This is a genomic window from Salipiger abyssi, from assembly GCF_017311415.1.
GTDB lineage: Bacteria > Pseudomonadota > Alphaproteobacteria > Rhodobacterales > Rhodobacteraceae > Salipiger > Salipiger abyssi_A.
The window spans coordinates 56,635-78,767 of the sequence record NZ_JAEKIS010000021.1; the positions used below are offsets into that span (position 1 = coordinate 56,635).

Genomic DNA, 22,133 nt, shown 5'->3' on the forward strand with positions numbered 1-22,133 from the left:
CGGGATCAGGCGGGGCGCACGGCCGGGGTTCCGTCGAAGAGATTCCAGGGCGCCTCCGGCGCGCTGCCGCTGGCCACGAGACAGCGCCCGTTGCTGCTGTCGAAGACCGCCTTGCCCGCGCTCTTGCCCATCGCGTTCACCGCGTGAGCGGCATCGGCCAGCGCCTCGGCGGGCACCGGCGGGAAGCCCAGCCCTCCCTCGGCCTGTAACGTGCCGGCCACCTGTAGCCCGCCACCGACGCGCAGCGCCGGACCCTGCGCGTCGAGGACGCTGCGCAGCACGTCCCACAGCGCGCCGTCGCGCTCCTCGCGCAGCACGAGCCCCCGCTCGCGGGCGGCGTCCAGAAACAGCCGCAGGCTGCGGTCGCGCTCGCTGAGGGTGAGCGCGGCGGAAACCGCCGTGCCGCGATCTGTGCCGCCGCGGATATGCAGCGGATCCTCGGGCGGACGGCCGCGAAAACCCTCGCCGCCGGGACCGACGGCGAGGGCGGGCACGGGCAGGTAATTGGCATCGGTCCCATCTTTCCGGGTATAGAAGCGGATATGCGGGCTCCGCAGCGCCCAGTACCCCTCGAACCAGCCCCGTCCCGTCCCCGCGAGCGCCTCGGGCCGGGGCAGGAAATCCATGAAGGGCGCGTAATCCACATTGTTGCTCGACCGCTCGGTAATCATGCCATAGCGCCATTCGAGCCAGCGATTGCCCCCTGCCGGATGCGCCGCGTGCCGGTTCTGGTTGTGCTGCGGCGAGACGATCCAGGTCATACCGCGCCCGTGACCGCGTGCCGGGTCAGCTTCGCAGAGCAGGTCGAGCGTGACCTCCCGGCAGTCATGGATGAATCCCGCCACCGTCCCGGAATGCTGTAGACGCCCTTGGATATCGGGTTCGGCACAACGCCAGCCGCTGATCTCGAACCCGCCGATGGCGCCGTTGACGATCGGGTTCGCGACGGCGCTCCGGTCGTTGGCGAGATGCCCGCTCGGAACGGTGAGGCCGCCAATCTGGCAGTCGCGCAGGACGATATGGCTGTTCCCCCCTCCGGCAACGGTCGGCACCACGGCCGCGAACCTGCCGGGATCGAAACCGCTCAGTCCCGAAAGCCGGATCCGCGCCTCTCCCGAGACCGTGACCTTCGCGACCCCGCTATAGGCATAGTGCCTGCCGCCCACGGTCCCGGTGCCCTTTTGCGTCACCCTGATCCGGTTGTGGCCGGGATCCAGCGTGAAGGGATGATCGTCGGCCCAGGGCAGATCCACGCTGTCGGGCGTCCAGTCGAGGATCACGAACTTGTCCGGTCCGCGCAGACCGAAGCCGCGCATCCCCTGGAAATCGCAGCGGATCAGCGTGGTGGCATAGGGGGCCGTATAGTCGGAATAATCGCCATCCGCGTCGATCGCGACGTTGAGATAGCCGTAGCGGCGGAAATGCCCGACGGTTTGCACATCCACCAAAGTGGTATTGGCCGCTCCGATTTGCAGGATACCGATGTCACAGCCGCCGATAATCCGGTTGGCCGTCCTGTCGTTATAGCCATCGAGCCCATGCGGGCCACCGCTGTCGGCCACCACGCGAAAGCCTTCCAGCCGGGCGCCGCTGCCGCCCTCGACGACGATCCCCACGACCAGATCCGCCGGGGTGGCCGCGCCGGTAGTAGCATCGGCATTCATCAGCGAGACCAGTTCCCAGGACGCGTCCGCGAGCCCCTCGCGCCGCGCTTCGGGGCGCCGTGCCGCGCCGCAGGCCTTCATGGAGGAAATGCCATGCAGCCGAAGCGGGGTGAAATCCGTGCCGGTCATGACGATCTGGCTCGGCGCGGGGTGCTGCGCGCGGCGGCTGAAATAGACCGGTGTGTGCAGGACCTGACCGACACCCCGGCCCAGCACATGCAGCCCGCCGAAATCGAGCCGGTCGGCGATGAACAGCGATCCCGCGGGCAGATGCAGGGCCGTACCCGCCCCGCGGCAATATTCCGCCGCCAGATTCAGCCGCCGCGCGTTTTCCGCCGCCGCCGCGCGGTCGTCCGGAACGACGCCCCAGTGCAGGGCCGAGACCGCGCCGAAGGGCAGCAGCCCGGCCAGATCCGGGATCGCCCCGGCGCCGGGGGCCGCGCGGTAGGACACCCGGCCGTCGGTCAGAAGCTCACCGGGGCCGGCCTGCCCGCCCTGCGCGACCAGCGCGGCGCGCGACGGAAACGCCCTGAGCGCCCCGGAGGCCGCCGTTTGCGCCCGTGCCGCGAGGGCCGGGGCGGCGAGGGCGAGGCCCATAAAGATCCGTCTTTTGTTGCCCATACCGATCTCCCGCGATCCCTGCGGAACACTGAGCGAGATCGGCCGGGCAGGCAAGCCGACGGCTCGTCAGCCGAGCAGCCCGGTCAGGTAGCGCCCGTAATCGTTCTTCCGGAAGATCTCCGCCCGCGCGACGAGCTGCGCCCGGTCGATCCAGCCTTTTTCATAGGCGATCTCCTCCAGGCATCCGGTCTGCAAACCCTGGCGCTTTTCCAGGGTGCGCACGAAGTTCCCGGCATCGAGCAGCGAATCGTGGGTGCCGGTGTCGAGCCAGGCATAGCCGCGGCCCATGCGCTTCACGTCGAGCAGCCCCTCGTGCAGATACATCTCCAGAAGCGTGGTGATCTCCAGTTCGCCGCGGGCCGAAGGCGTCACCTTCCGGGCCCGTTCCGGCGCGCTGCCGTCGAGGAAATAGAGCCCGGTTACCGCATAGTGCGAGGGCGGCACCGCAGGCTTCTCGACGATCGCTGTGGCGCGCCCGTCCGCGTCGAAATCCACCACGCCATAGCGTTCGGGATCGACCACGCGATAGCCGAAGACGGTGCCGCCGGCCGCGCGCAGATCGGCCTCGGCCATCATGTCGGGCAGCCCGTGGCCGTAGAAGATGTTGTCGCCCAGCACCAGCGCCGAGGGCGCGCCGTCGAGAAAGGCCTCGGCCAGGATGAAGGCCTGCGCGAGCCCGTCGGGGCTGGGCTGGGCGACATAGCTCAGCGCCAGCCCCCACTGGCTGCCATCGCCCAGCGTGCGCCGGAACTGTTCCTGATCCTGCGGCGTGGTGATCACGCAGATCTCGCGGATGCCCGCCAGCATCAGCACCGAGAGCGGATAGTGGATCATCGGCTTGTCATAGACCGGAAGCAGCTGCTTCGAGACCCCCATGGTGATCGGATAGAGCCGGGTTCCGGAACCGCCTGCGAGGATGATGCCCTTGCGTTTCATGATCGGTTTTCTGCCTCCGTTCGGGAAAGGATCGCCGTGCCCTCCAGATCGTTCAGGATCGCGCGCAGCCCCGCGCGCCAGTCCGGCCGCGCGAGGCCGAAAGCCGCCGCGGTGGCGTCATTGTCCAGGCGCGAGTTCAGCGGGCGTTTCGCGGGCGTGGGATAGGCCGCGCTCGGGATGTCCTGCACCGCGCAGGACAGGCCGGCCTGATGAAAGATCTCGCGGGCGAAATCCGCCCAGCTCACATCCGGGCTGCCGGAGTAATGATAGGTGCCGCTCTTCTCCGGCGCGCCGGTCAGTTGCGCGGCGATGGCCAGGCAGGCATCGGCGAGATCGGCGGCGCAGGTCGGCCCGCCGATCTGATCGGCCACCACGGTCAGCCGGTCGCGCTCGGCCCCGAGCCGCAGCATGGTCTTGACGAAATTGCTGCCATGGGAGGACACCACCCAGGAGGTGCGCAGGATGGCATGGGCACCGCCGGAGGCCCGCACCGCCGCCTCGCCCGCCAGCTTGCTGCGCCCATAGGCGCCCAGCGGCGCGGTGGGATGATCGGGGCGAAAGGGGGCCTCGCCGCTGCCGTCGAAGACGTAATCCGTGGAAACATGCACGACGGGAATGCCCTTTGCCGCGCAGGCCCGGGCGATGGCGCCCGGCGTCTCGCCGTTGATGCGCGTGGCGAGGGTCTCTTGCTCTTCGGCCTTGTCCACCGCCGTATAGGCCACCGCATTGATCGCCGCCTGCGCGGCACTTTTCGCCACCAGCGCCGCGCAGGCGGCCGGGTCGGTGAAATCGGCGCTGTCGCGGCCATGCATCTCCAGCGTCACGCCGGAGGCCCGGCGGGCGAGCTCCGTGGCAAGCTGGCCGGTCTTGCCGAAAACGAGAACCTTCATGCCGGGGCCTTTCCGGTCGCGGCCGTGCCGGTACCCAGCCGCTCGCCCACCCCCTGGCGGGCCTGTAGCGGGCGCCACCAGGTCTCGTTGTCGAGATACCATTGCACCGTTCGCTCCAGCCCTTCCTCGACACTCACCGAGGGCCGCCAGCCGAGCTCTTCGCGGATGCGCGTGGGGTCGATGGCATAGCGTGCATCGTGACCTGGACGATCGGCGACAAAGGCAATCAGGCTGGCATAGGGTCTGATCTGCGGACGCAGCCGGTCGAGAATGCCGCAGAGCGTCTGCACCAGCTCCAGATTGGTCCGCTCGTTCTCGCCGCCGATATTGTAGCTGCGCCCCGGCGCGCCCTTTTCCACCACCAGCAGCAGCGCATCGGCGTGGTCCTCGACGAAAAGCCAGTCGCGGATATTGTCGCCCTTGCCGTAGATCGGCAGCGGCTTGCCGGCGAGCGCGTTCAGGATCACCACCGGGATCAGCTTTTCGGGGAAGTGGTAGGGGCCGTAATTGTTCGAGCAATTGCTCAGCACCACCGGCAGCCCGTAGGTCTCGTGCCAGGCGCGCACCAGATGGTCGGAACTGGCCTTGGACGCCGAATAGGGCGAGCGCGGATCGTAGGGCGTGTCTTCGGTGAACTTGACCGCCGGGTCGGCGGGCAAAGAGCCAAAGACCTCATCGGTGGAGATATGGTGAAAGCGGAAGCTCTCGGGCTTGCCTTGCGCCACCCAGTAGCTGCGGGCGGCTTCCAGCATATTGTAGGTGCCGGTGATATTGGTCTCGATGAAATCGCCGGGCCCGTCGATCGAACGGTCCACATGGCTTTCGGCGGCCAGATGCATCACCGCGTCGGGCCTGTGGATGGCAAAGATCCGGTCGAGCGCGGCGCGGTTGCGGATATCCGCCCGTTCGAAAGCATAGAGCGGGTTGCCCGCCACCGGCGCCACATTGTCGAGACAGGCGGCATAGGTCAGCGCGTCGAGATTGACGACCTCGTGGCCGCGCGACACCGCCAGGCGCACCACGGCCGATCCGATGAAGCCGGCACCGCCGGTGATCAGGAGTTTCATGCGGGGTCATCCTTCAAAAGTGAACGGGCTGTCGAAATCCTTCAGGAAGGGCGCCACGGCGTCCTTCTCCGAAAGCACCGCCTCGGAACTGTCGATGCCCCAGTCGATGCCGATCTCCGGATCGTCGAAGCGCACCGCGCCGTCGCACTCGGGCGCGTAATAATCGGTGCATTTGTAGACGATTTCGGTTTCCGGCTCACGGGTGACGAACCCGTGCAGGAACCCCGCCGGGATCAGCAGCTGACGGCCGTTCTCGAAGCTCAGCTCCTCGCCCACCCATTTGCCATAGGTGGGCGATCCCCTGCGGATGTCGACGGCCACGTCGAAGAGCCGGCCCCGGCCGCAGCGCACCAGCTTGGCCTGGGCATGGGGCGGGCTCTGGAAATGCAGGCCGCGCACGGTGCCGGCCGTGGCGCTGAGCGAATGGTTGTCCTGCACGAAATCATATGCGAGCCCGTGCTCGGCCATGCGCGCCTTGTTCCAGCTCTCGCAGAAGAAGCCGCGATTGTCGCCGAAACGGCGGGGGGTGAGGAGCAGGACCCCGGGAAGGGATGTGTCTGAAATATCGAGCATTCGGTCGGATCATGTGTTCGGGGCTGGGGCTGCGGGCAACCTATAAGGGAAGTGAGACCGAAATAAGCCCGAAAGATGAGTGTTCCGCGCGCAATGCGGATTTGTCCGCGCGCGGGCCGCGACGCCCGCCGGCAGCCCTGCCCTTGCAAAAACGCGCAGCGGCGGCCCATAACACCACAGACGAACGGATAGTCAGGACAGTCTTCATGAAAATCGCAATGATCGGCACCGGTTATGTGGGGCTCGTCTCGGGGGTCTGCTTCTCGGATTTCGGCCATGAGGTGATCTGCGTCGACAAGGATCCGCGCAAGATCGAGATGCTCGAGCGCGGCGAGGTGCCGATCTACGAGCCGGGACTCGATACGCTCATGGCCAAGAATGTCGAGGCCGGGCGGCTCAGCTTCACGCTGGACCTGAAAGCCGCCATCGACGGTGCCGACGCGGTGTTCATCGCCGTGGGCACGCCGACACGGCGCGGCGACGGCCATGCGGATCTGACCTATGTGATGGCCGCCGCCGAGGAGATCGCGAAAACCGCCGATCACTATATCGTCGTGGTGACCAAATCCACCGTGCCGGTGGGCACCAACCGCAAGGTGGCCGAGGCGATGGCCGCCGCCAACCCGGCGCTCGAGTTCGATGTGGCCTCGAACCCGGAATTCCTGCGCGAAGGCGCCGCCATCGACGATTTCATGAAACCCGACCGGGTCGTGGTGGGCGTCGAGACCGACCGCGCCGCCAAGGTGATGGAAGACATCTACCGCCCGCTCTATCTGCGCGAGTTCCCGATCATCGTGACCGATCTGGAATCCGCCGAGATGATCAAATACGCCGCCAACGCCTTTCTGGCGACCAAGATCACCTTCATCAACGAGATCGCGGCGCTCTGCGAAAAGACCGGTGCCGATGTAAAGCAGGTCTCCAAGGGGATGGGGCTCGACGGGCGCATCGGCAACAAGTTCCTGCATGCCGGGCCCGGCTATGGCGGCTCGTGTTTTCCCAAGGACACCAAGGCGCTGGCCCGGATCGGCCAGGACCATGCCGCGCCCATGTCGATCGTCGAGACGGTGATCAAGGTCAACGAGGACACCAAGCGGCGGATGATCGACAAGCTGCTCGATCTCTGCGGCGGGTCGTTCCGCGGCAAGACGGTGGCGGTGCTGGGGGTGACCTTCAAGCCCAATACCGACGACATGCGCGACGCCCCGGCGCTGACCATCGTGCCGGCGCTGGTGGGCGGCGGCGCGTCGGTGCGGGTGGTCGATCCGCAAGGCCGGCGCGAGGGCGAGGCGCTGTTGCCCAGTGTGGCCTGGCACGACGATCCCTATCGGGCGGCCGAGAGCGCCGATCTGCTGGTCATCCTGACCGAATGGAACGAGTTCCGGGCCCTTGACCTGAGCCGCATCGCTGCCGGGATGGCGGCTCCGCGCCTAGCCGATCTGCGCAATATCTATTCCGCCGCGGATGCCCGAGCGGCGGGATTCACCGCCTATGACAGCATCGGCCGGGCGGGGTTCGACGCGATGTGAACCGGCCGGGGCACCGGTCGCGTTCCGCATGTCCTGCTGCCCCGTACCGTCCGGATATGCGCCGTTTTGCGGCACTCCCCGCCCCGCGGCCCTACCGGGGGCGGGCACGGCACAAAGGGCCTTGCCCCTATTAGGTAAATCTGCTCCCTTCCTCCCAATCGTTCAAGCAACCCGCTTTCAATCCAGTCGTCCGGTCTGTCGCGTTTCGCCTGCCCTTCGCACGTGGTTTTTTTCAGGAGGAGTTTCCCATGCCAGTTATTTCCATCAGTTCCGCAACCGCGACCGAAGGCGACGCCCTCAATTTCACCGTCACCCTGGACGAAGCCGCCGTCGACGCGGTGAGCATGACCTACCGCGCGCTGCCGGGCACCGCGACGGATACCGATCTCGATTACGGGCTCACCTCCAGCCGCAACTGGGACACGCTGACCTTCGCGCCGGGCGAGACCTCGAAGACGGTGACGATCCATACCGAGAGCGACTATGCCGACGAGCGCGACGAGCATATCGTGCTGCGGCTCTCCGGGCTCACGGAAAATGCCGATTTCGCCGGCGGCGAGGATACGCTGCGCGCCATGGGGGTCATTCTCGACAATGACGGGGCGGGCAGCAACCTGGCGCTGATGGTCTCGGATGCGGAGCTCGTCGAAGGCGACAGCGGCGTCAAGACCGCGCAGTTCGAACTGTTGCTGTCCCGGCCGGCCGAGGAAAGCTTCAGCGTCAGCTACCACACCCGCGACATCTCGGCCACCGCGGGCGAGGATTATGCCGACTGGACCGGCAGCGTCCGTTTCGCGGTGGGCGACCGGGTCAAGACGGTCAATGTGCCGGTCTATGGCGACACCGATCCCGAAATCACAGAGCGTTTCGCCCTCGTGGTCACCGAGCCGGGCAGCCCCAGCCTCGACAGTGCCGGGCTGGCCGGCGAGGCGGTGATCCGCGACGACGACACCGCGCCGCAGCCGGTGGTCTCAATCTCGGCGGCACAGGCGACCGAGGGCAATGCGCTGATCTACACCGTGACCCTTTCCGAACCGACCTTCGACGCGGTGAGCATGACCTACCGCGCGCTGCCGGGCACCGCGGCGGATACCGATCTCGATTACGGGCTCACCTCCAGCCGCAACTGGGACACGCTGACCTTCGCGCCGGGCGAGACCTCGAAGACGGTGGTGATCTATACCGAGAGCGACTATGCCGACGAGCGCGACGAGAGCCTCTTGCTGCGGCTCTTCAACCTTTCGGAAAATGCCGGTTTCGCCGGCGGCGGGCAAAGCCTGACCGGAACGGGGATCATCCACGACAACGACGAGACCGGCAGCGATCTGGCGCTCTTCGTCTCCGATGCCGTGCTGGTCGAGGGCGACAGCGGCAGCAGGGAGGCGGTGTTCGAGATCCGCCTGTCGCAACCGGCGGCCGAGGCCTTCAGCGTCAGCTACCGCACCCGCGACATCTCGGCCACCGCCGGCGAGGATTACGAGGAAACGCTGGGCGGGCTGTCCTTCGCCGCGGGCGAAGAGGTCAAGACCGTGCGCGTGCCGGTCTATGGCGACACCGACCCCGAGGCGACCGAAAGTTTCGCGCTGGTGGTCGACGCCCCGAACGGGATCAGCCTCGACACCGCCGGGCTGGCCGGCGAGGCGGTGATCCGCGACGACGACACCGCGCCGCAGCCGGTGGTCTCGATCTCGGCGGCACAGGCGACCGAGGGCAATGCGCTGCTCTACACCGTGACCCTCTCCGAGCCCAGCGAGGACGAGGTCTCGATGACCTATCGGAGCGTGCCGGGCACTGCGAACGCGGACGATCTCGAGTACGACCTCACCTCCAGCCGCAACTGGAACACGCTGACCTTCGCACCGGGCGAGACCGCCAAGACGGTGACGATCCATACCCAGTTCGACTATGCCGACGAGCGTGACGAGAGCCTCTTGCTGCGGCTCTTCAACCTCTCGGAAAATGCCGCGTTCGCCGGCGGCGAGGATCAGCTTCAGGCGGTCGGTGTGCAGCACGACAATGACGGGGTCGGGGGCAATAGGACGCTCTTCGTCTCCGGCGCCACACTGGTCGAAGGCGACAGCGGCAGCAAGGAGGCGGTGTTCGAAATCCGTCTGTCGCAGCCGGCCCCCGAGGCCATTCTGCTGAGCTTCGGCACCCGAGACATCACCGCCCGGGCCGGCGAGGATTACGAGGAACGCTCCGGCACGATCAGCTTTGCCGTGGGCGAGGAGGTCAAGACCGTGCGCGTGCCGGTCCATGGCGATACCGAGGCGGAGTTCACCGAGCGCTTCGGCCTCTCCGTCGATGCCTCGGCCGTTCCCTATCTGAACGTGGAGACCGTCGAGGCGGAGGCGGTGATCCGCGACGACGACACCGCATCCGGCCCGGTGATCACGGTCGGCACGGCGGAGGCCATCGAGGGCGACGCGCTGCTCTACACGCTCACCCTGTCCGAGCCGTCGGACGATGCGGTGACGGTGGATTACAAGCCGCTGGCGGGCACCGCGGAAGAGAACGATCTCGATTACGGCTTCACCTCGAGCCGCAACGCGAACACGCTGACCTTCGAGCCCGGCCAGACCACGCAGACCGTGGTGATCTATACCGAGAGCGATTACACCGACGAGCGTGACGAGATCATCTATATGGAGTTCTCCAACGCCACCAATGCCGTCCTCGCCGACGGCGCGCCCTCGGTGACGGTGGCGGGCACCATTCTCGACAATGACGGCGTCGGGCTGAACCGCATCGCCAGCGTCGCGCCGACGGTGCTGCGCGAACACGGGGTCGCCTCCTTCGTCTACGAGATCCCGGTCGAGCTGTCCTCGCCGGCCAGCGATCCGCTCAGCTTCACGGTCGAGGCCATCGACCAGACCGCGCTGGAGGGGCGCGACTACCGGCTGCTGGACAGCCGGGTCAGCTTTGTCGGGGGCCAGAGCGTGGCGACGATCTCGGTCGCCGTGCTGGGAGACTCGCAGGTCGAGAGCACGGAGGCCTTCACCCTCTCGCTCGAACCGGTCGCGGGCACGCCCTATAGCGGCTCTGTGGCCGATACGGTCGTCTATATCCGGCCCGGCCCGCTGCTGCCCAGCCCCGAGGACGACGTGCTGACCGGCACGGCGGGCGACGACCGGATCGACCTGCTGGCCGGAAACGACCTCTATCGCGGGCTGGAAGGCGACGACACCGTGCTTGCCGGCGCCGGCGCCGATACCGTCATCGGCGGCGAGGGGCGCGACAGCCTGAACGGTCAGTCCGGGGACGACCTGCTGATCGGCGGCGATGTCGAGGATGTCTCCACCGAGACCGGGGCGCAGGTCTACCGGCTCTATCAGGCGACCCTCGACCGGGCCCCCGATACGGCGGGTTTCGACAACTGGACGGCGCGGCTCGACGACGGCTCGGTGCCGCTGCTCGACGTCATCGGCGGCTTCGTGAATTCGCCCGAGTTCCAGGCCAGCTACGGCGCGCTGAACAATACCGGGTTCGTGCAGCAACTCTATCGCAACGTGCTCGACCGCGAAGCGGATACGAACGGCCTGGCGAACTGGGTCGCCCGGCTCGACAGCGGCACCTCGCGCGAGCAGGTGGTGCGCGGTTTCGCGCAAAGCCCCGAATTCATGGAAAACACCCTCGCCGATGCCAGCGCCTATGTCGCGGCGGGGGTGGCTTCGCCCTGGGCCGACGACGTGTTCCGCCTCTACCAGGCGACGCTGGACCGCGCGCCCAATCTCGACGGCCTGCTGAACTGGTCCACGCGGCTCGGCGAGGGGATGGATTTCCTCTCGGTGGTCTCGGGCTTCGTGGATTCCCAGGAATTCCAGAACACCTACGGCGAAGTGGCCAACCGGGGCTTCGTCACGCTGCTCTACAACAACGTGCTCGACCGGGCCCCCGACAGCCGCGGGCTGAACAACTGGACGGCGCGGCTCGAGAACGGCATGAGCCGGGAAGAGGTCGTCAAGGGCTTTGCCCAGAGCGCGGAATTCATCGACAAGACGGCAACGCCGTTCCGCGACTATATGGCGGCGACCGAGGGCGACCGTTTCGAGGGCGGCGCGGGAGACGATCTGATCTCCGGCGGCCTACTGGCGGACGAATTCCATTTCGACGCGACGGACAAGGGCCGCGACCGGGTGTTGCAGATCGATGCCTGGGACACGCTGAGCCTGACCGGCTTCGGCTATGCCGATGCGGCGGAGGCCCTGTCGCATATGCGCGAGACCGACACGGACGTGATCTTTGCCGATCAGGGCGTATCGGTCGTCTTCATGCGCGCCGATATGGAAACCTTCGACGACATGACCGTCCTCGTCTGAGGCTCCGGCCCCCCGCTACCCCCCAAGTCACAGCGCCGCCGCGGCACGCTCTGCGCGGCCGGTCGCGTGTCGCGATCTCGCGATCGCGGCCACCCGGCGGCGGGAAAAATGCCCCTGCCCGCGCTTAGATCTGGCGCGAACGGATCGCCTTGGTCTACTGATATCCTGTTTGATCATTTCCGCATTTTCGGGAGGAAAATATGTTAACACTTGATGACGCGCCCTTTGCTCTCGGCGCGGCAGGGGTCGGCGGCGCGCAGGGCGAGGCCGTGCTGCTGAACAACGGCGATCTCTTCGTGGTCTGGACCAATACCGTCAGCGATCTCTTCCCCGGTCCGGGAAGCGACGTTTCGGCCACGGCGGTTCTGGGGCGGGTCTTTGCCCCCGACGGCAGCCCGCGCGGCGACGCCTTCCAGGTCAACACCACCGAACTCTTCTACCAGCAGGATCCCGAGGTCACCGTGCTGAACAACGGCAATGTGGTGATTGCCTGGACCGACATGCCGTTCGGCAGCACCGGCACCGATGCGCGGGCGCGTATCTTCTCCCCCGCCGGCGCGGCGGTGAGCGACGAGATCCTGCTCGCCACCACCATGGACGGCGAACAGCGCATCCCGCAGATCGCCGCCACCCCCGATGGCGGTTTCCTGGCGATCTGGAACGACGACCGCGCCGAGAATTTCGGCCGCTATTTCAACGCCGACGGCTCCCCCGTGGACGATGATTTCAACGTCGCCTCCTTCTTCGGCGAACGGCTCTCTTCGCTGGTTGTGCTCGACAACGGCCATATCCGCTATGTCTCGGATGTGGACCTGTGGAAAAGCGACGGCACGATCAGCAGATACAGCGCGGCCAGCCCCGGCGCGCTGAACGCGACCAGCGTCAGCAACCAGGACACCTACTACGCCCAGCAGTTCGAAACCGCGATGGCCAAGATGACCGGTGACCGCTACGCCACCGTCGGCGTGGTCTCCGGCCCGGACGGCTATCAGGTGGTGGCGCGGGTGCAGGACGCCTCGAATTACGACAATTACGACTCGCCCCCCGGTAGCACGATCCGCAATATCGCGGTCAGCCAGACCCCTTTCACCATCGACGCGCAAAACAATGTGCATGTGGATGTCACCGGGCTGGCCTCGGGCGGCTTTGCGGTGACCTGGGCGCAATTCGTGGGCGACGGGCTGCTCACCCGGCTGGAGATCCGGGTGCGTGCCTTCGCCGCCGACCTGAGCCCGCTGGGCGACGAGGCCGTCCTCTATCCCGAAACCTCCGGCGCCCAGGCACATCCCTTCGTCGTCGAAATGGCCGACGGGCGGCTCTTTGTCGGCTGGAACGACACCGGCATGAGCGTCAGCTCCGTACCCTCGGAGCTGGTCGGCCAGTTCCTGACGGTGGGCGAGGGTGGCGGGACCGGCAACGGCCCCCATGGCATATTGCTGGAAGGCAGCGAGGATCCCGACCGTCTCTCCGGCAGCCTTTCCGCGGAGAGCCTTGACGGTCGTGGCGGGGACGACCTTCTTCTGGGGGACGGGTTCGACCCGAGCTATGCGCCGGAAGAGGCCGCGACGGTGTTCCGGCTGTATCAGGCGACCCTCGACCGCGCGCCCAACGCCTCCGGCCTCGCCAACTGGACGGAGCGGCTCTATACCGGCGAACGCAGCCTGTTGCAGGTCACCGACGGGTTCGTCAAAAGCCCGGAATTCCGCGCCACCTACGGCGCGCTCGACAATGAGGGCTTCGTCACCCTGCTCTATCGCAACGTGCTGGATCGCGACCCCGATGCCCAGGGGCTCGGCAACTGGACCGCGCGGCTCGACGACGGCATGTCCCGCGCCCAGGTGGTGCGCGGCTTCGCCCAGAGCGGCGAGTTCACCGACAGCACCGCCGCCGACGCCCGCGCCTTCGGCGAGGCCAGCTCGCAGGCGGGCTGGAGCGACGATGTCTACCGGCTCTACCGCGCGACGCTCGACCGCGATCCCGATCTCAGGGGCTTCACCAACTGGACCGGCCGGCTGGCCGAGGGCGCCGATCCGGAAAGCGTGACCGACAGTTTCGTGCGCAGCCCGGAATTCCAGGCCACCTACGGCGCGCTCGACAATGAGGGCTTCGTCACCCTGCTCTATCGCAACGTGCTCGACCGCGACCCCGACGCCCAGGGGCTCGGCAACTGGACCGCGCGGCTCGACGACGGCATGTCCCGCGCCCAGGTGGTGCGCGGCTTCGCCCAGAGCGGCGAGTTCGTCGCCGGCACCGCCGACGACCTCAAGGACTGGATGCGCGGCCTCGACCACGGCGCCGGCGATGGCTATCACGACTGGCTGATCGGCGGCACCGGCGACAACACGCTGGCCGGCGGGCTCTTTGCGGATGTCTTCGAGTTCGCGCAGGACGAGGGCGGCAGCCACCGGGTGCTGGATCTGGAGGCCTGGGATTACCTGATGCTGGACGGGTTCGGCTACGATAGCGCCGCCGATGCCCGCGCCCATATGACCCGGAGCGGCACCGATGTGGTCTTTGCCGACCAGGGCGTCGAGATCACCTTTGCCGACACCCGCCTGAACGAGATCGCCAACGACATGCTGCTGGTCTGACCGGCCCGGATCCGCATGCCGCAGGGGGCGCGGGGAACCGCGCCCTCTTGCCGGAGCTCAGCGCCAGCTGTCCTCGGCATAGCCGAACCAGCCGAATTCACGGTCATAGCTCCGCAGAACAACACCCGCCACATCCCGCGTATAGTAATCCCGGTAACCGTGTTCCTTGAACAGCCGCGGCCCGGATTTGAGCCGCGGCAGCGTCTCCTGCTCCAGATCCAGATCGCGGCACAGCACGGCATAATCCTGTTCCAGGGTCTCGTAGCGCAGATAGCGGTCGAGCGCCGGCTCCCCCGCCAGGCAATAGACGTTGCGGTCGTTGGGCAGTGCCGGCTTGACCAGCATCCAGTGGCGGAACACCTCGCGGGCAAAGGAGAACTCGCGCTCCGCGATCTCCTTGCGCAGGGTCGGGGCGCATTGCATCCAGAAATAGGAGACGACCTTGTCGAAGGGATTCCGGATCACGCAGAGCTTGGTGTAGCGCTCCCAGATCTCCGCGCCGATCTTCTGGCGGACCTGCGCGGCGGGCATGTGGTTGTAATACGCCTCCCCCTGCCCCGTGCCGCGCTTGCCGACGATGCCGTAATCCGAGACATGCTCGTCGGTGTCATGGGCGATCTGTGCCGCCGGCGGCTTGCAATAGGGTTCCAGCGCCACCTCGACCGACGTGCCGGCGGTCTTGATGGTCTTCATGTAGATGAATTTCTTTTCGTGGCTCAAAAGCATGCGGCCGCTCGGCTCCGTTCGGTCAAATCCGGTATCACTGCGATGGGCGCCATAGAGCAGGAGCCGCCGGCGCCGACAAGCGCCTTCATAAAAGCTCCGCGCGCCGAAGTCGATCCACAGCCGGCCGGGCAGGGTTTCCAAGCGCGGTGAAATGAACCTTTTGCTTGAATTCATTGAGGTTTACAGGTCTTCTCGGCGCTGGAGGAACATTCGGTTCCCGCCCCGGCGCCGGAGGAGGCCATACCGGGGGGAATGGCACTGCACACAGAAAAAGACGGACAGATACGAATGCTTTTAACATATTACGGCAATGAAAACGATTTTCTCGACGACGCCTTTTACAACAGCGACACCGACGGGTTCGAGCCGGATCTGATCAGCAGCACCAGCACCCGGATCGTGATCTCCAACCCGACGACCGGCTATCGCACCACCCTCATCGGCAGCGGCCTGAGCGCCGATCCCCAGATCGCCGGTACGCTGAGCCGTATTGAGATCCGCGACGATTCCGGCCGTCTGACGGCCACCATGACCGATATTGACTGGCCGCTGAACGAATTCGTCTCGGCGATGGACGAACTGATGTTCTTCGGGGAGGACGCCGCGCTCATGGCGCTGCTCGACCGGGCGCCGATCACCGTGGACGCCACCCCCTCGACGATGCGGAACTTCTTCTTCCTCGACAATGTCACCGCGCCGGTGACCTATCTCGGCGCCGACACGGCAGACGGGATCATCAGCGGCGACGGGAACGACCTGCTGCGCGGCGGCAACGGCAACGACTCTCTGCTGGGCATGTGGGGCGAAGACTCGCTCTACGGCGGCCCGGGCGACGATTACCTCATGCCCGGCGACAGCGATGTCGGCGTGGATTACGTGGATCCCGGCACCGGCGACGACGAAGTCGACACCGATCTGATGGAAGACGGTTTCCTCCAGGTCGCCCATGAGGACATGGTCGGCTCGGGCAACCGGCTGATCTTCGAAATCGACGGGCATGGCAACAGCGCCAGGATCACCAAGACCGGCGGCAACGGCGTCACCGAAATCATCGACCCGGTCACCGCGATGGAGGCCGACGGGCTGGGGCTGAACGGCACCGCCTCGAACGACAGGTTCGACCTCACCGTCAGCGATGACGGCTGGATGTCGGCAACCGGGGGCCGGGGGGACGACAGTTTCAATATCGGCGCCTCGGAGGGAACCGTCCGCCTCGACTACCGCGAGGACAATTCCGGCACCTCCGCCGCGCGGGGCATTCGGGTCAATCTCGAAACCGGCATCGTTTCGGAGGACGGGTTCGGCGGCACGGATACGATCGTCCGGGCCACGACGCTCGACGGGCAGACGGGGGAAAGCTATGTGCCCGGCCGGCTGGAAATCCGGGGCACCGCACATACCGACATCCTGACCGGCAGCGCCGATATGGAGCGTTTCATTCCGCTGAGCGGCAATGACACGGTCGATGGCGGCGCCGGCTGGGACATGCTGCGCTACGATCAGCATGGCGCCAGCACCGCGGTGACGGTGGATCTGGCCGACGGCACCGCCACCGGGGCCTGGCGCGAAGAGAGCTTCAGCCAGACCGTCAGCAATATCGAATCCGTGCGCGGCACCCGGGAATTCGGCGACCGTCTCTCCGGCAGCCTTTCCGCGGAGAGCCTTGACGGTCGTGGCGGGGACGACCTTCTTCTGGGGGACGGGTTCGACCCGAGCTATGCGCCGGAAGAGGCCGCGACGGTGTTCCGGCTGTATCAGGCGACCCTCGACCGCGCGCCCAACGCCTCCGGCCTCGCCAACTGGACGGAGCGGCTCTATACCGGCGAACGCAGCCTGTTGCAGGTCACCGACGGGTTCGTCAAAAGCCCGGAATTCCGCGCCACCTACGGCGCGCTCGACAATGAGGGCTTCGTCACCCTGCTCTATCGCAACGTGCTGGATCGCGACCCCGATGCCCAGGGGCTCGGCAACTGGACCGCGCGGCTCGACGACGGCATGTCCCGCGCCCAGGTGGTGCGCGGCTTCGCCCAGAGCGGCGAGTTCACCGACAGCACCGCCGCCGACGCCCGCGCCTTCGGCGAGGCCAGCTCGCAGGCGGGCTGGAGCGACGATGTCTACCGGCTCTACCGCGCGACGCTCGACCGCGATCCCGATCTCAGGGGCTTCACCAACTGGACCGGCCGGCTGGCCGAGGGCGCCGATCCGGAAAGCGTGACCGACAGTTTCGTGCGCAGCCCGGAATTCCAGGCCACCTACGGCGCGCTCGACAATGAGGGCTTCGTCACCCTGCTCTATCGCAACGTGCTCGACCGCGACCCCGACGCCCAGGGGCTCGGCAACTGGACCGCGCGGCTCGACGACGGCATGTCCCGCGCCCAGGTGGTGCGCGGCTTCGCCCAGAGCGGCGAGTTCGTCGCCGGCACCGCCGACGACCTCAAGGACTGGATGCGCGGCCTCGACCACGGCGCCGGCGATGGCTATCACGACTGGCTGATCGGCGGCACCGGCGACAACACGCTGGCCGGCGGGCTCTTTGCGGATGTCTTCGAGTTCGCGCAGGACGAGGGCGGCAGCCACCGGGTGCTGGATCTGGAGGCCTGGGATTACCTGATGCTGGACGGGTTCGGCTACGATAGCGCCGCCGATGCCCGCGCCCATATGACCCGGAGCGGCACCGATGTGGTCTTTGCCGACCAGGGTGTCGAGATCACCTTTGCCGACACCCGCCTGAACGAGATCGCCGACGACATGCTGCTGGTCTGACCGGTCGCCTCAGCGCAGGAACATGCGCCGGGCGTTTTCGTAAAGGATGCGGTCGAGCCGGGTGAGGTGATCGAGCCGCGCGTCGATCTCGGGGGTGATCTCCTCGGGCTCGACCCGCTCCGATCCCTCGGTCAGGCCGAACTCCTTAGAGGAGCGCGCCCAGGGCAGCGGGTCGGGCAGCGGCACCGACAGACGCTGGCAGACTTCGGTGAAGAGCCCGGGCATATCCTCGACAAAGCCCACCGTGTCGATGGTCAGCAGGTTGCGCATCGCCACCCGCAGCGCCTCGCCATCGTTCAGCAGGAGCTGGCCGCGCTGGCCGGACCAGCTGTGGCCGAGCAGCGTGCGCACATAGGTGTTGTTGATGCTGCCCGGGATGCCATGGGCCTGGGTCTTGAGGAATTCCAGCAGCCCCAGCTGCTTGGCCAACCGCGGCCCGGCGAGATTGAGCTTTTCGATGGTCTCGTCGCTATGCGAGCGCCAGAAATAATAGAGCGAGATGATCCGCGCCTTCGGCTCGCGCATGATGGTGATCGTATAGAGCGGCCCGGGCAGGCTCTGTAACGTCGCGAAATCCATATGGGCCGAGAAATACCGATACGCCGCCAGCTGCTCCGGGCTGAACCGGCCGAAGGAGCGGAACCTTTCGGGGCAGATATCGGGCGCCGGAAAGTGCGTGCTCAGAAAATCGTGCAGCGAGGTGCCCCCGGTCTTGGGGATATGAAACAATGCGACCCGCAAATCGAACCTCTCAGAATGTCTCCCGCCCGCCGAAGCGGGCGGGGGAGAGGGTTAGAACATCACCGCCGCACTGTCCATACGGGGCGCACGCCCGGTCTTACGACAGGTTGTAGCGCACCCGGTCCATTTCGCTCATCTTCGTATCGACGAAGGTGATGGTCTGGCCGCGATGGCTGAAGACCACATCGTTGCCCGAGCGGCTCATACGCGCCATGGCATCCGAAGGCGTTTCGAACCCGAAGCCGGACAGTTGCAGCTCGTCCCAGGGTTCGAAGCCGTGGATCACATCGTTGCCCGTCTGATCGGCGCGGAACACGAAGATGTCGGCGCCGAAGCCGCCATTCGCCGTATCGTTGCCGGCGCCGCCCTCGATCACGTCGGTCCAGAGCAGGTTCGCCGAGCGCATGAAGTAATCCATCGCCGCTTCGGTGTTGTTCTTGTACTCGGTGGATTCCGAGAAGCCGAGCACCACCTGCGCCCGGGTCATGACGCCATCCTCGAGCCGGGTCGCCCAGTTCTCCAGCCCCTTGGCGTCGGGATCGCGGCCCAGCACGTTCTGATAGAGCAGCGTGACGAAGCCCTCGTCGTCGAGATCGCCATAGGTGCGCTGGAACTCGGCGCTGTTGACGAAGTTGCCGGCAACCCCCTGCAACGACCGGTTCATCACATTGCCCACGTTGTTCTCGAAGCCCCTGGCGTCGGGGGTCCGCCCGAGGGTTGCGCCATAGAGTCGGAAGACCTGTTCGGCCGCGGTCTTGTCGGGGTTGGTATCCTCGACCCGATTGCCCTCGTCGTAGATCACGCTGTTGCCGTCGCCGGCGCGCAGGGTGTTGGCGTCGTCTGCATCGCCCACGATCACCGCCTCATCCTGGGCCGCACCGTAGCTGCTGTCGGCCCGGATGCCGTAGGAGCTGGCGAGGTTGGCGAATTCCTGGCTGCCGATAAAGCCTTCCAGCACGTCGGCGCGGCTCATGCCGCCATCGAGTCGCGCGGTCCAGTTCTCCAGCCCCTTGGCATTGGGCTCGCGGTCGAAGAAGGCATGATAGAGCGTCTCGACGAATTCCATGTTGGAGGTCCGCCGGCCGGTGAATTCCGGGCTGAAGATGAAGCCGCGCGCCACATCGGCGCCGGTGCGCACCCCGGCATAGAGCCGGTCCGTCCAGTTGTTGCTGCCCGAGGGATCCGCGTCGCGGCCGAGGATCGTCTCATAGAAGCGGTCGACGAAATCGCGGATATAGTTGAGCGACTGGTTGCCCTGATAGGCTGCGGTCCGGAACGTGTCGGACTGCACCTCGAAGGGGTTCTCGAAGCGGAAGACCACCGCCTGTTCGCCGTCGAGCGTGCCGCCGGAGATCAGGTCGAGCGCGCCGTCGTCGTCGACATCCTTGACCAGGGGCGAGCCGGCATAGGTGTTGAACACCCGCTCGGCCTCGTCATGGCCGGCGACCTGCTTGCCGTTGCTGTTGAGCGCCAGCATCTGGTTGCCGATCGAGACCAGGATCTCGAGCTTGCCGTCGTTATTGATGTCGACTGCCACGGGCGAGCGCACGATCTGTAGGCTGCCGGTGTCGTCGCTGCCCACGGGCATCGGCTTGGTCGCGAAGAGCTGCACGCCGCCGGCATTCCACGCATGCACGAAGCCGTCGGTCGTGACCGCGATGATCTCCGAGCTGCCATTGCCGTCGAGATCGGCGATAAGCGGCGCCGCCAGCACCCGGCCGTGGGTCGCGCGTTCGAACCGCAGCGAGCCGTCGGCGTTCCAGACCTTGATGTACTGGCCGCGCTCGTCCTTGAAGTAATCGCCGGTGCCCTGCACGATCTCGACGGTGCCGTCCCGGTCGAGATCCACGATCTGCGGCGAGCTCCAGAGCGACTGCTCTTCGAACTTGCCGCGGAAACTGGCCGAGGTGGTCTCGCCGATCTGGTCCGCCCAGCCCGGTACGTTGGGAATGCCGTAATTGGACAGCACCTGCAAAAGCCCGCCCTGGGTGTCGATGCCGGCCTGCGCGTTGGCGGAGATGTCCGACGCCACCACCAGTTCGTAGAGCCCGTCATTGTCCACATCGGCCAGGTTCGGAACCGCCCCGGCGGTGTCGTGCAGGTTGGCCTCACGTTCCAGCGCGCCGGTCCGGCCGTCGAGGACGTAGAGATAGTGATCCCATGAGGTGATGATCACCTCGCGTACCCCGTCCGCATCGATGTCGAAGACCCGCGGCGCGGCATAAAGCCCTTCGGAGCGGCCATCGTCGCCAAAGCTGTCGCGGGTCTGGAAGAACCACTTGACCGACCCGTCGGCGTTCAGCGCATAGACCCCGCCCATGTCGCCGGGCTGGCCGATCACGCCGAACTCGTCGCGGCCGTTATCGGCGCCCACGCCGACGACGATATCCATCGAGCCGTCATCGTCGAGATCGGAGAAGGTGGGGGCGGTGCTGACCGAGCTGGTCTGATAGGTTTTGCCGGTCGCCACATCCACGCCCGGGCTGGCGGCGAAGGTCTGCGACCAGATCACCCGGCCGTCGGGCTTCATCGCGATGAAGCCCGCGGGGCGCACCTCGTTGCCCTCGGAGTCGATGCTCTTGCTGGTGCCCACGAAGATCTCGTCGCGGCCGTCCTTGTCGATATCGTAGGCCGCCACCGAGGAGGCCCGGATCGGACCGAAATCCAGCGCTTTCGCCCAGGTGCCTTCCGGCAGATCCAGATCGAGCTGGTATTCCATGGTCAGCCCGTTGGGCGTGCCGGCCGCGTAGCGGGCCCAGTTGACGCGCAGGTAATAGGTGCCCTCGGTCAGGGCGGTGTAGGAGAAGGCCTCGACCGGCCCGTCGGCGAGGTTGGCGCGCAGTCCGGTCCCCTCGGAATCGTAGAGGATCATGTTGAGATCCTGCACGCTGCCATCCGCCAGCTCCTGGGCGGTCATCATGAATTCCATCAGGCCCGGGCCGGTCTCGATCCGGTACCAGTCCACATCGGTGCCGCTGACCCTGTAGCTGCCGGTCTCGACCAGGTCGGCGGCGGCGCGGGTGTCGTTGCCATCGGTGGGCTGCTCTTCGGGCAGGTCCAGCTCGAGCTCGTAATCCAGGGTGAAGCCGTTCGGCGCGCCGCCGGGATAGAGCGCCGACAGAACCCGCAGGTAATAGGTGCCGTCGGTCGGTGCGATGTAGCTCAGCGACTCGCTCGTGGCATTGCCCTGCCCCGCGCGCACCGCGTTGCCGGCGGCATCGAAGAGCGCGATATTGAGGTTCTGCATCTCGCCGTTCGCCTGCGGCAGCGTGTTCATCGTGACGTTGATCTCGCCCGACAGGCTGTCGAAACGGTACCAGTCCACATCGGTGCCGCTATGGGTCGTGGTGCCCGCGGCCAGCAGCTCGGCGGTGGCCTGCGTGTCGTTGCCGTCGGAGACCTGCTCCTCGGGCAGGTCCAGCTCGAGCTCGTAATCCAGGGTGAAGCCGTTCGGCGCGCCGTCGGGATAGAGCGCGGACAGCACCCGCAGGTAATAGGTGCCCTCGGTCGCGACGAGATGGCTCAGCGACTCGCTCGTGGCGTCGCCCTGCCCCGCGCGCACCGCGTTGCCGGCGGCATCGAAGAGCGCGATATTGAGGTTCTGCATCTCGCCGTTCGCCTGCGGCAGCGTGTTCATCGTGACGTTGATCTCGCCCGACAGGCTGTCGAAACGGTACCAGTCCACATCGGTGCCGCTATGGGTCGTGGTGCCC

Annotated in this window: 12 protein-coding genes; 4 read left to right on the plus strand and 8 right to left on the minus strand. The window is 66.5% G+C overall.

Going from position 1 to position 22,133, the window contains the following annotated elements; translation table 11 throughout:
* Positions 1 to 5 precede the first annotated feature (5 nt).
* The 5 genes from I6N89_RS21280 to rfbC form a co-directional block, all read right to left on the minus strand.
* Positions 6 to 2,285: a hypothetical protein gene (locus I6N89_RS21280; RefSeq protein ID WP_207020432.1), complete on the minus strand. Its 2,280-nt coding sequence runs from the start codon at positions 2,283 to 2,285 to the stop codon at positions 6 to 8.
* A 66-nt stretch (positions 2,286 to 2,351) separates the two neighbouring features.
* Positions 2,352 to 3,224, minus strand: a complete 873-nt coding sequence (rfbA, locus tag I6N89_RS21285) for a glucose-1-phosphate thymidylyltransferase RfbA (RefSeq protein ID WP_207020443.1) — start codon at positions 3,222 to 3,224, stop codon at positions 2,352 to 2,354.
* Entirely contained in the window at positions 3,218 to 4,111 is an 894-nt protein-coding gene (gene rfbD, locus I6N89_RS21290) for a dTDP-4-dehydrorhamnose reductase (RefSeq protein WP_207020433.1), read from the minus strand. The genes rfbA and rfbD overlap by 7 nt, the downstream gene beginning before the upstream one ends.
* The gene (gene rfbB, locus I6N89_RS21295) at positions 4,108 to 5,178 is read right to left on the minus strand and encodes a dTDP-glucose 4,6-dehydratase (protein WP_207020434.1); all 1,071 of its coding nucleotides are present in this window, start codon (positions 5,176 to 5,178) and stop codon (positions 4,108 to 4,110) included. The genes rfbD and rfbB overlap by 4 nt, the downstream gene beginning before the upstream one ends.
* Before the next feature lie 6 nt (positions 5,179 to 5,184).
* Entirely contained in the window at positions 5,185 to 5,751 is a 567-nt protein-coding gene (rfbC, locus tag I6N89_RS21300; RefSeq protein ID WP_207020435.1) for a dTDP-4-dehydrorhamnose 3,5-epimerase, read from the minus strand.
* Positions 5,752 to 5,957: 206 nt separating this feature from the next.
* On the opposite strand from rfbC, the gene I6N89_RS21305 reads away from it, so the two are divergent.
* The 3 genes from I6N89_RS21305 to I6N89_RS21315 all read left to right on the plus strand — a co-directional run bounded on the left by I6N89_RS21305 (position 5,958) and on the right by I6N89_RS21315 (position 14,190).
* The gene (locus I6N89_RS21305; RefSeq protein WP_207020436.1) at positions 5,958 to 7,280 is read left to right on the plus strand and encodes a UDP-glucose dehydrogenase family protein; all 1,323 of its coding nucleotides are present in this window, start codon (positions 5,958 to 5,960) and stop codon (positions 7,278 to 7,280) included.
* 248 nt (positions 7,281 to 7,528) lie between these two features.
* Positions 7,529 to 11,599, plus strand: a complete 4,071-nt coding sequence (locus tag I6N89_RS21310; RefSeq protein ID WP_207020437.1) for a Calx-beta domain-containing protein — start codon at positions 7,529 to 7,531, stop codon at positions 11,597 to 11,599.
* Positions 11,600 to 11,799: 200 nt separating this feature from the next.
* A complete protein-coding gene (locus tag I6N89_RS21315; RefSeq protein WP_207020438.1) occupies positions 11,800 to 14,190 on the plus strand; it encodes a DUF4214 domain-containing protein in 2,391 nt (796 codons plus the stop codon).
* Between the two features lie 57 nt (positions 14,191 to 14,247).
* On the opposite strand, the gene I6N89_RS21320 is transcribed toward I6N89_RS21315, so the two are convergent.
* Positions 14,248 to 14,916 (minus strand): hypothetical protein, encoded by a 669-nt coding sequence (locus I6N89_RS21320; protein ID WP_207020439.1) that lies wholly within the window; start codon positions 14,914 to 14,916, stop codon positions 14,248 to 14,250.
* 288 nt (positions 14,917 to 15,204) lie between these two features.
* Here I6N89_RS21320 and I6N89_RS21325 point away from each other — a divergent pair, with 288 nt between their 5' ends.
* Positions 15,205 to 17,679: a DUF4214 domain-containing protein gene (locus tag I6N89_RS21325; protein ID WP_207020440.1), complete on the plus strand. Its 2,475-nt coding sequence runs from the start codon at positions 15,205 to 15,207 to the stop codon at positions 17,677 to 17,679.
* 9 nt (positions 17,680 to 17,688) lie between these two features.
* Here the strand turns inward: I6N89_RS21325 and I6N89_RS21330 are convergent, their stop codons facing one another.
* Both I6N89_RS21330 and I6N89_RS21335 read right to left on the minus strand, forming a co-directional pair.
* The gene (locus I6N89_RS21330) at positions 17,689 to 18,420 is read right to left on the minus strand and encodes a sulfotransferase family 2 domain-containing protein (RefSeq protein WP_207020441.1); all 732 of its coding nucleotides are present in this window, start codon (positions 18,418 to 18,420) and stop codon (positions 17,689 to 17,691) included.
* A 97-nt stretch (positions 18,421 to 18,517) separates the two neighbouring features.
* Positions 18,518 to 22,133, minus strand: a 3,616-nt coding sequence (locus tag I6N89_RS21335) for a DUF4214 domain-containing protein (protein WP_207020442.1), incomplete at its 5' end; no start/stop codon positions are given.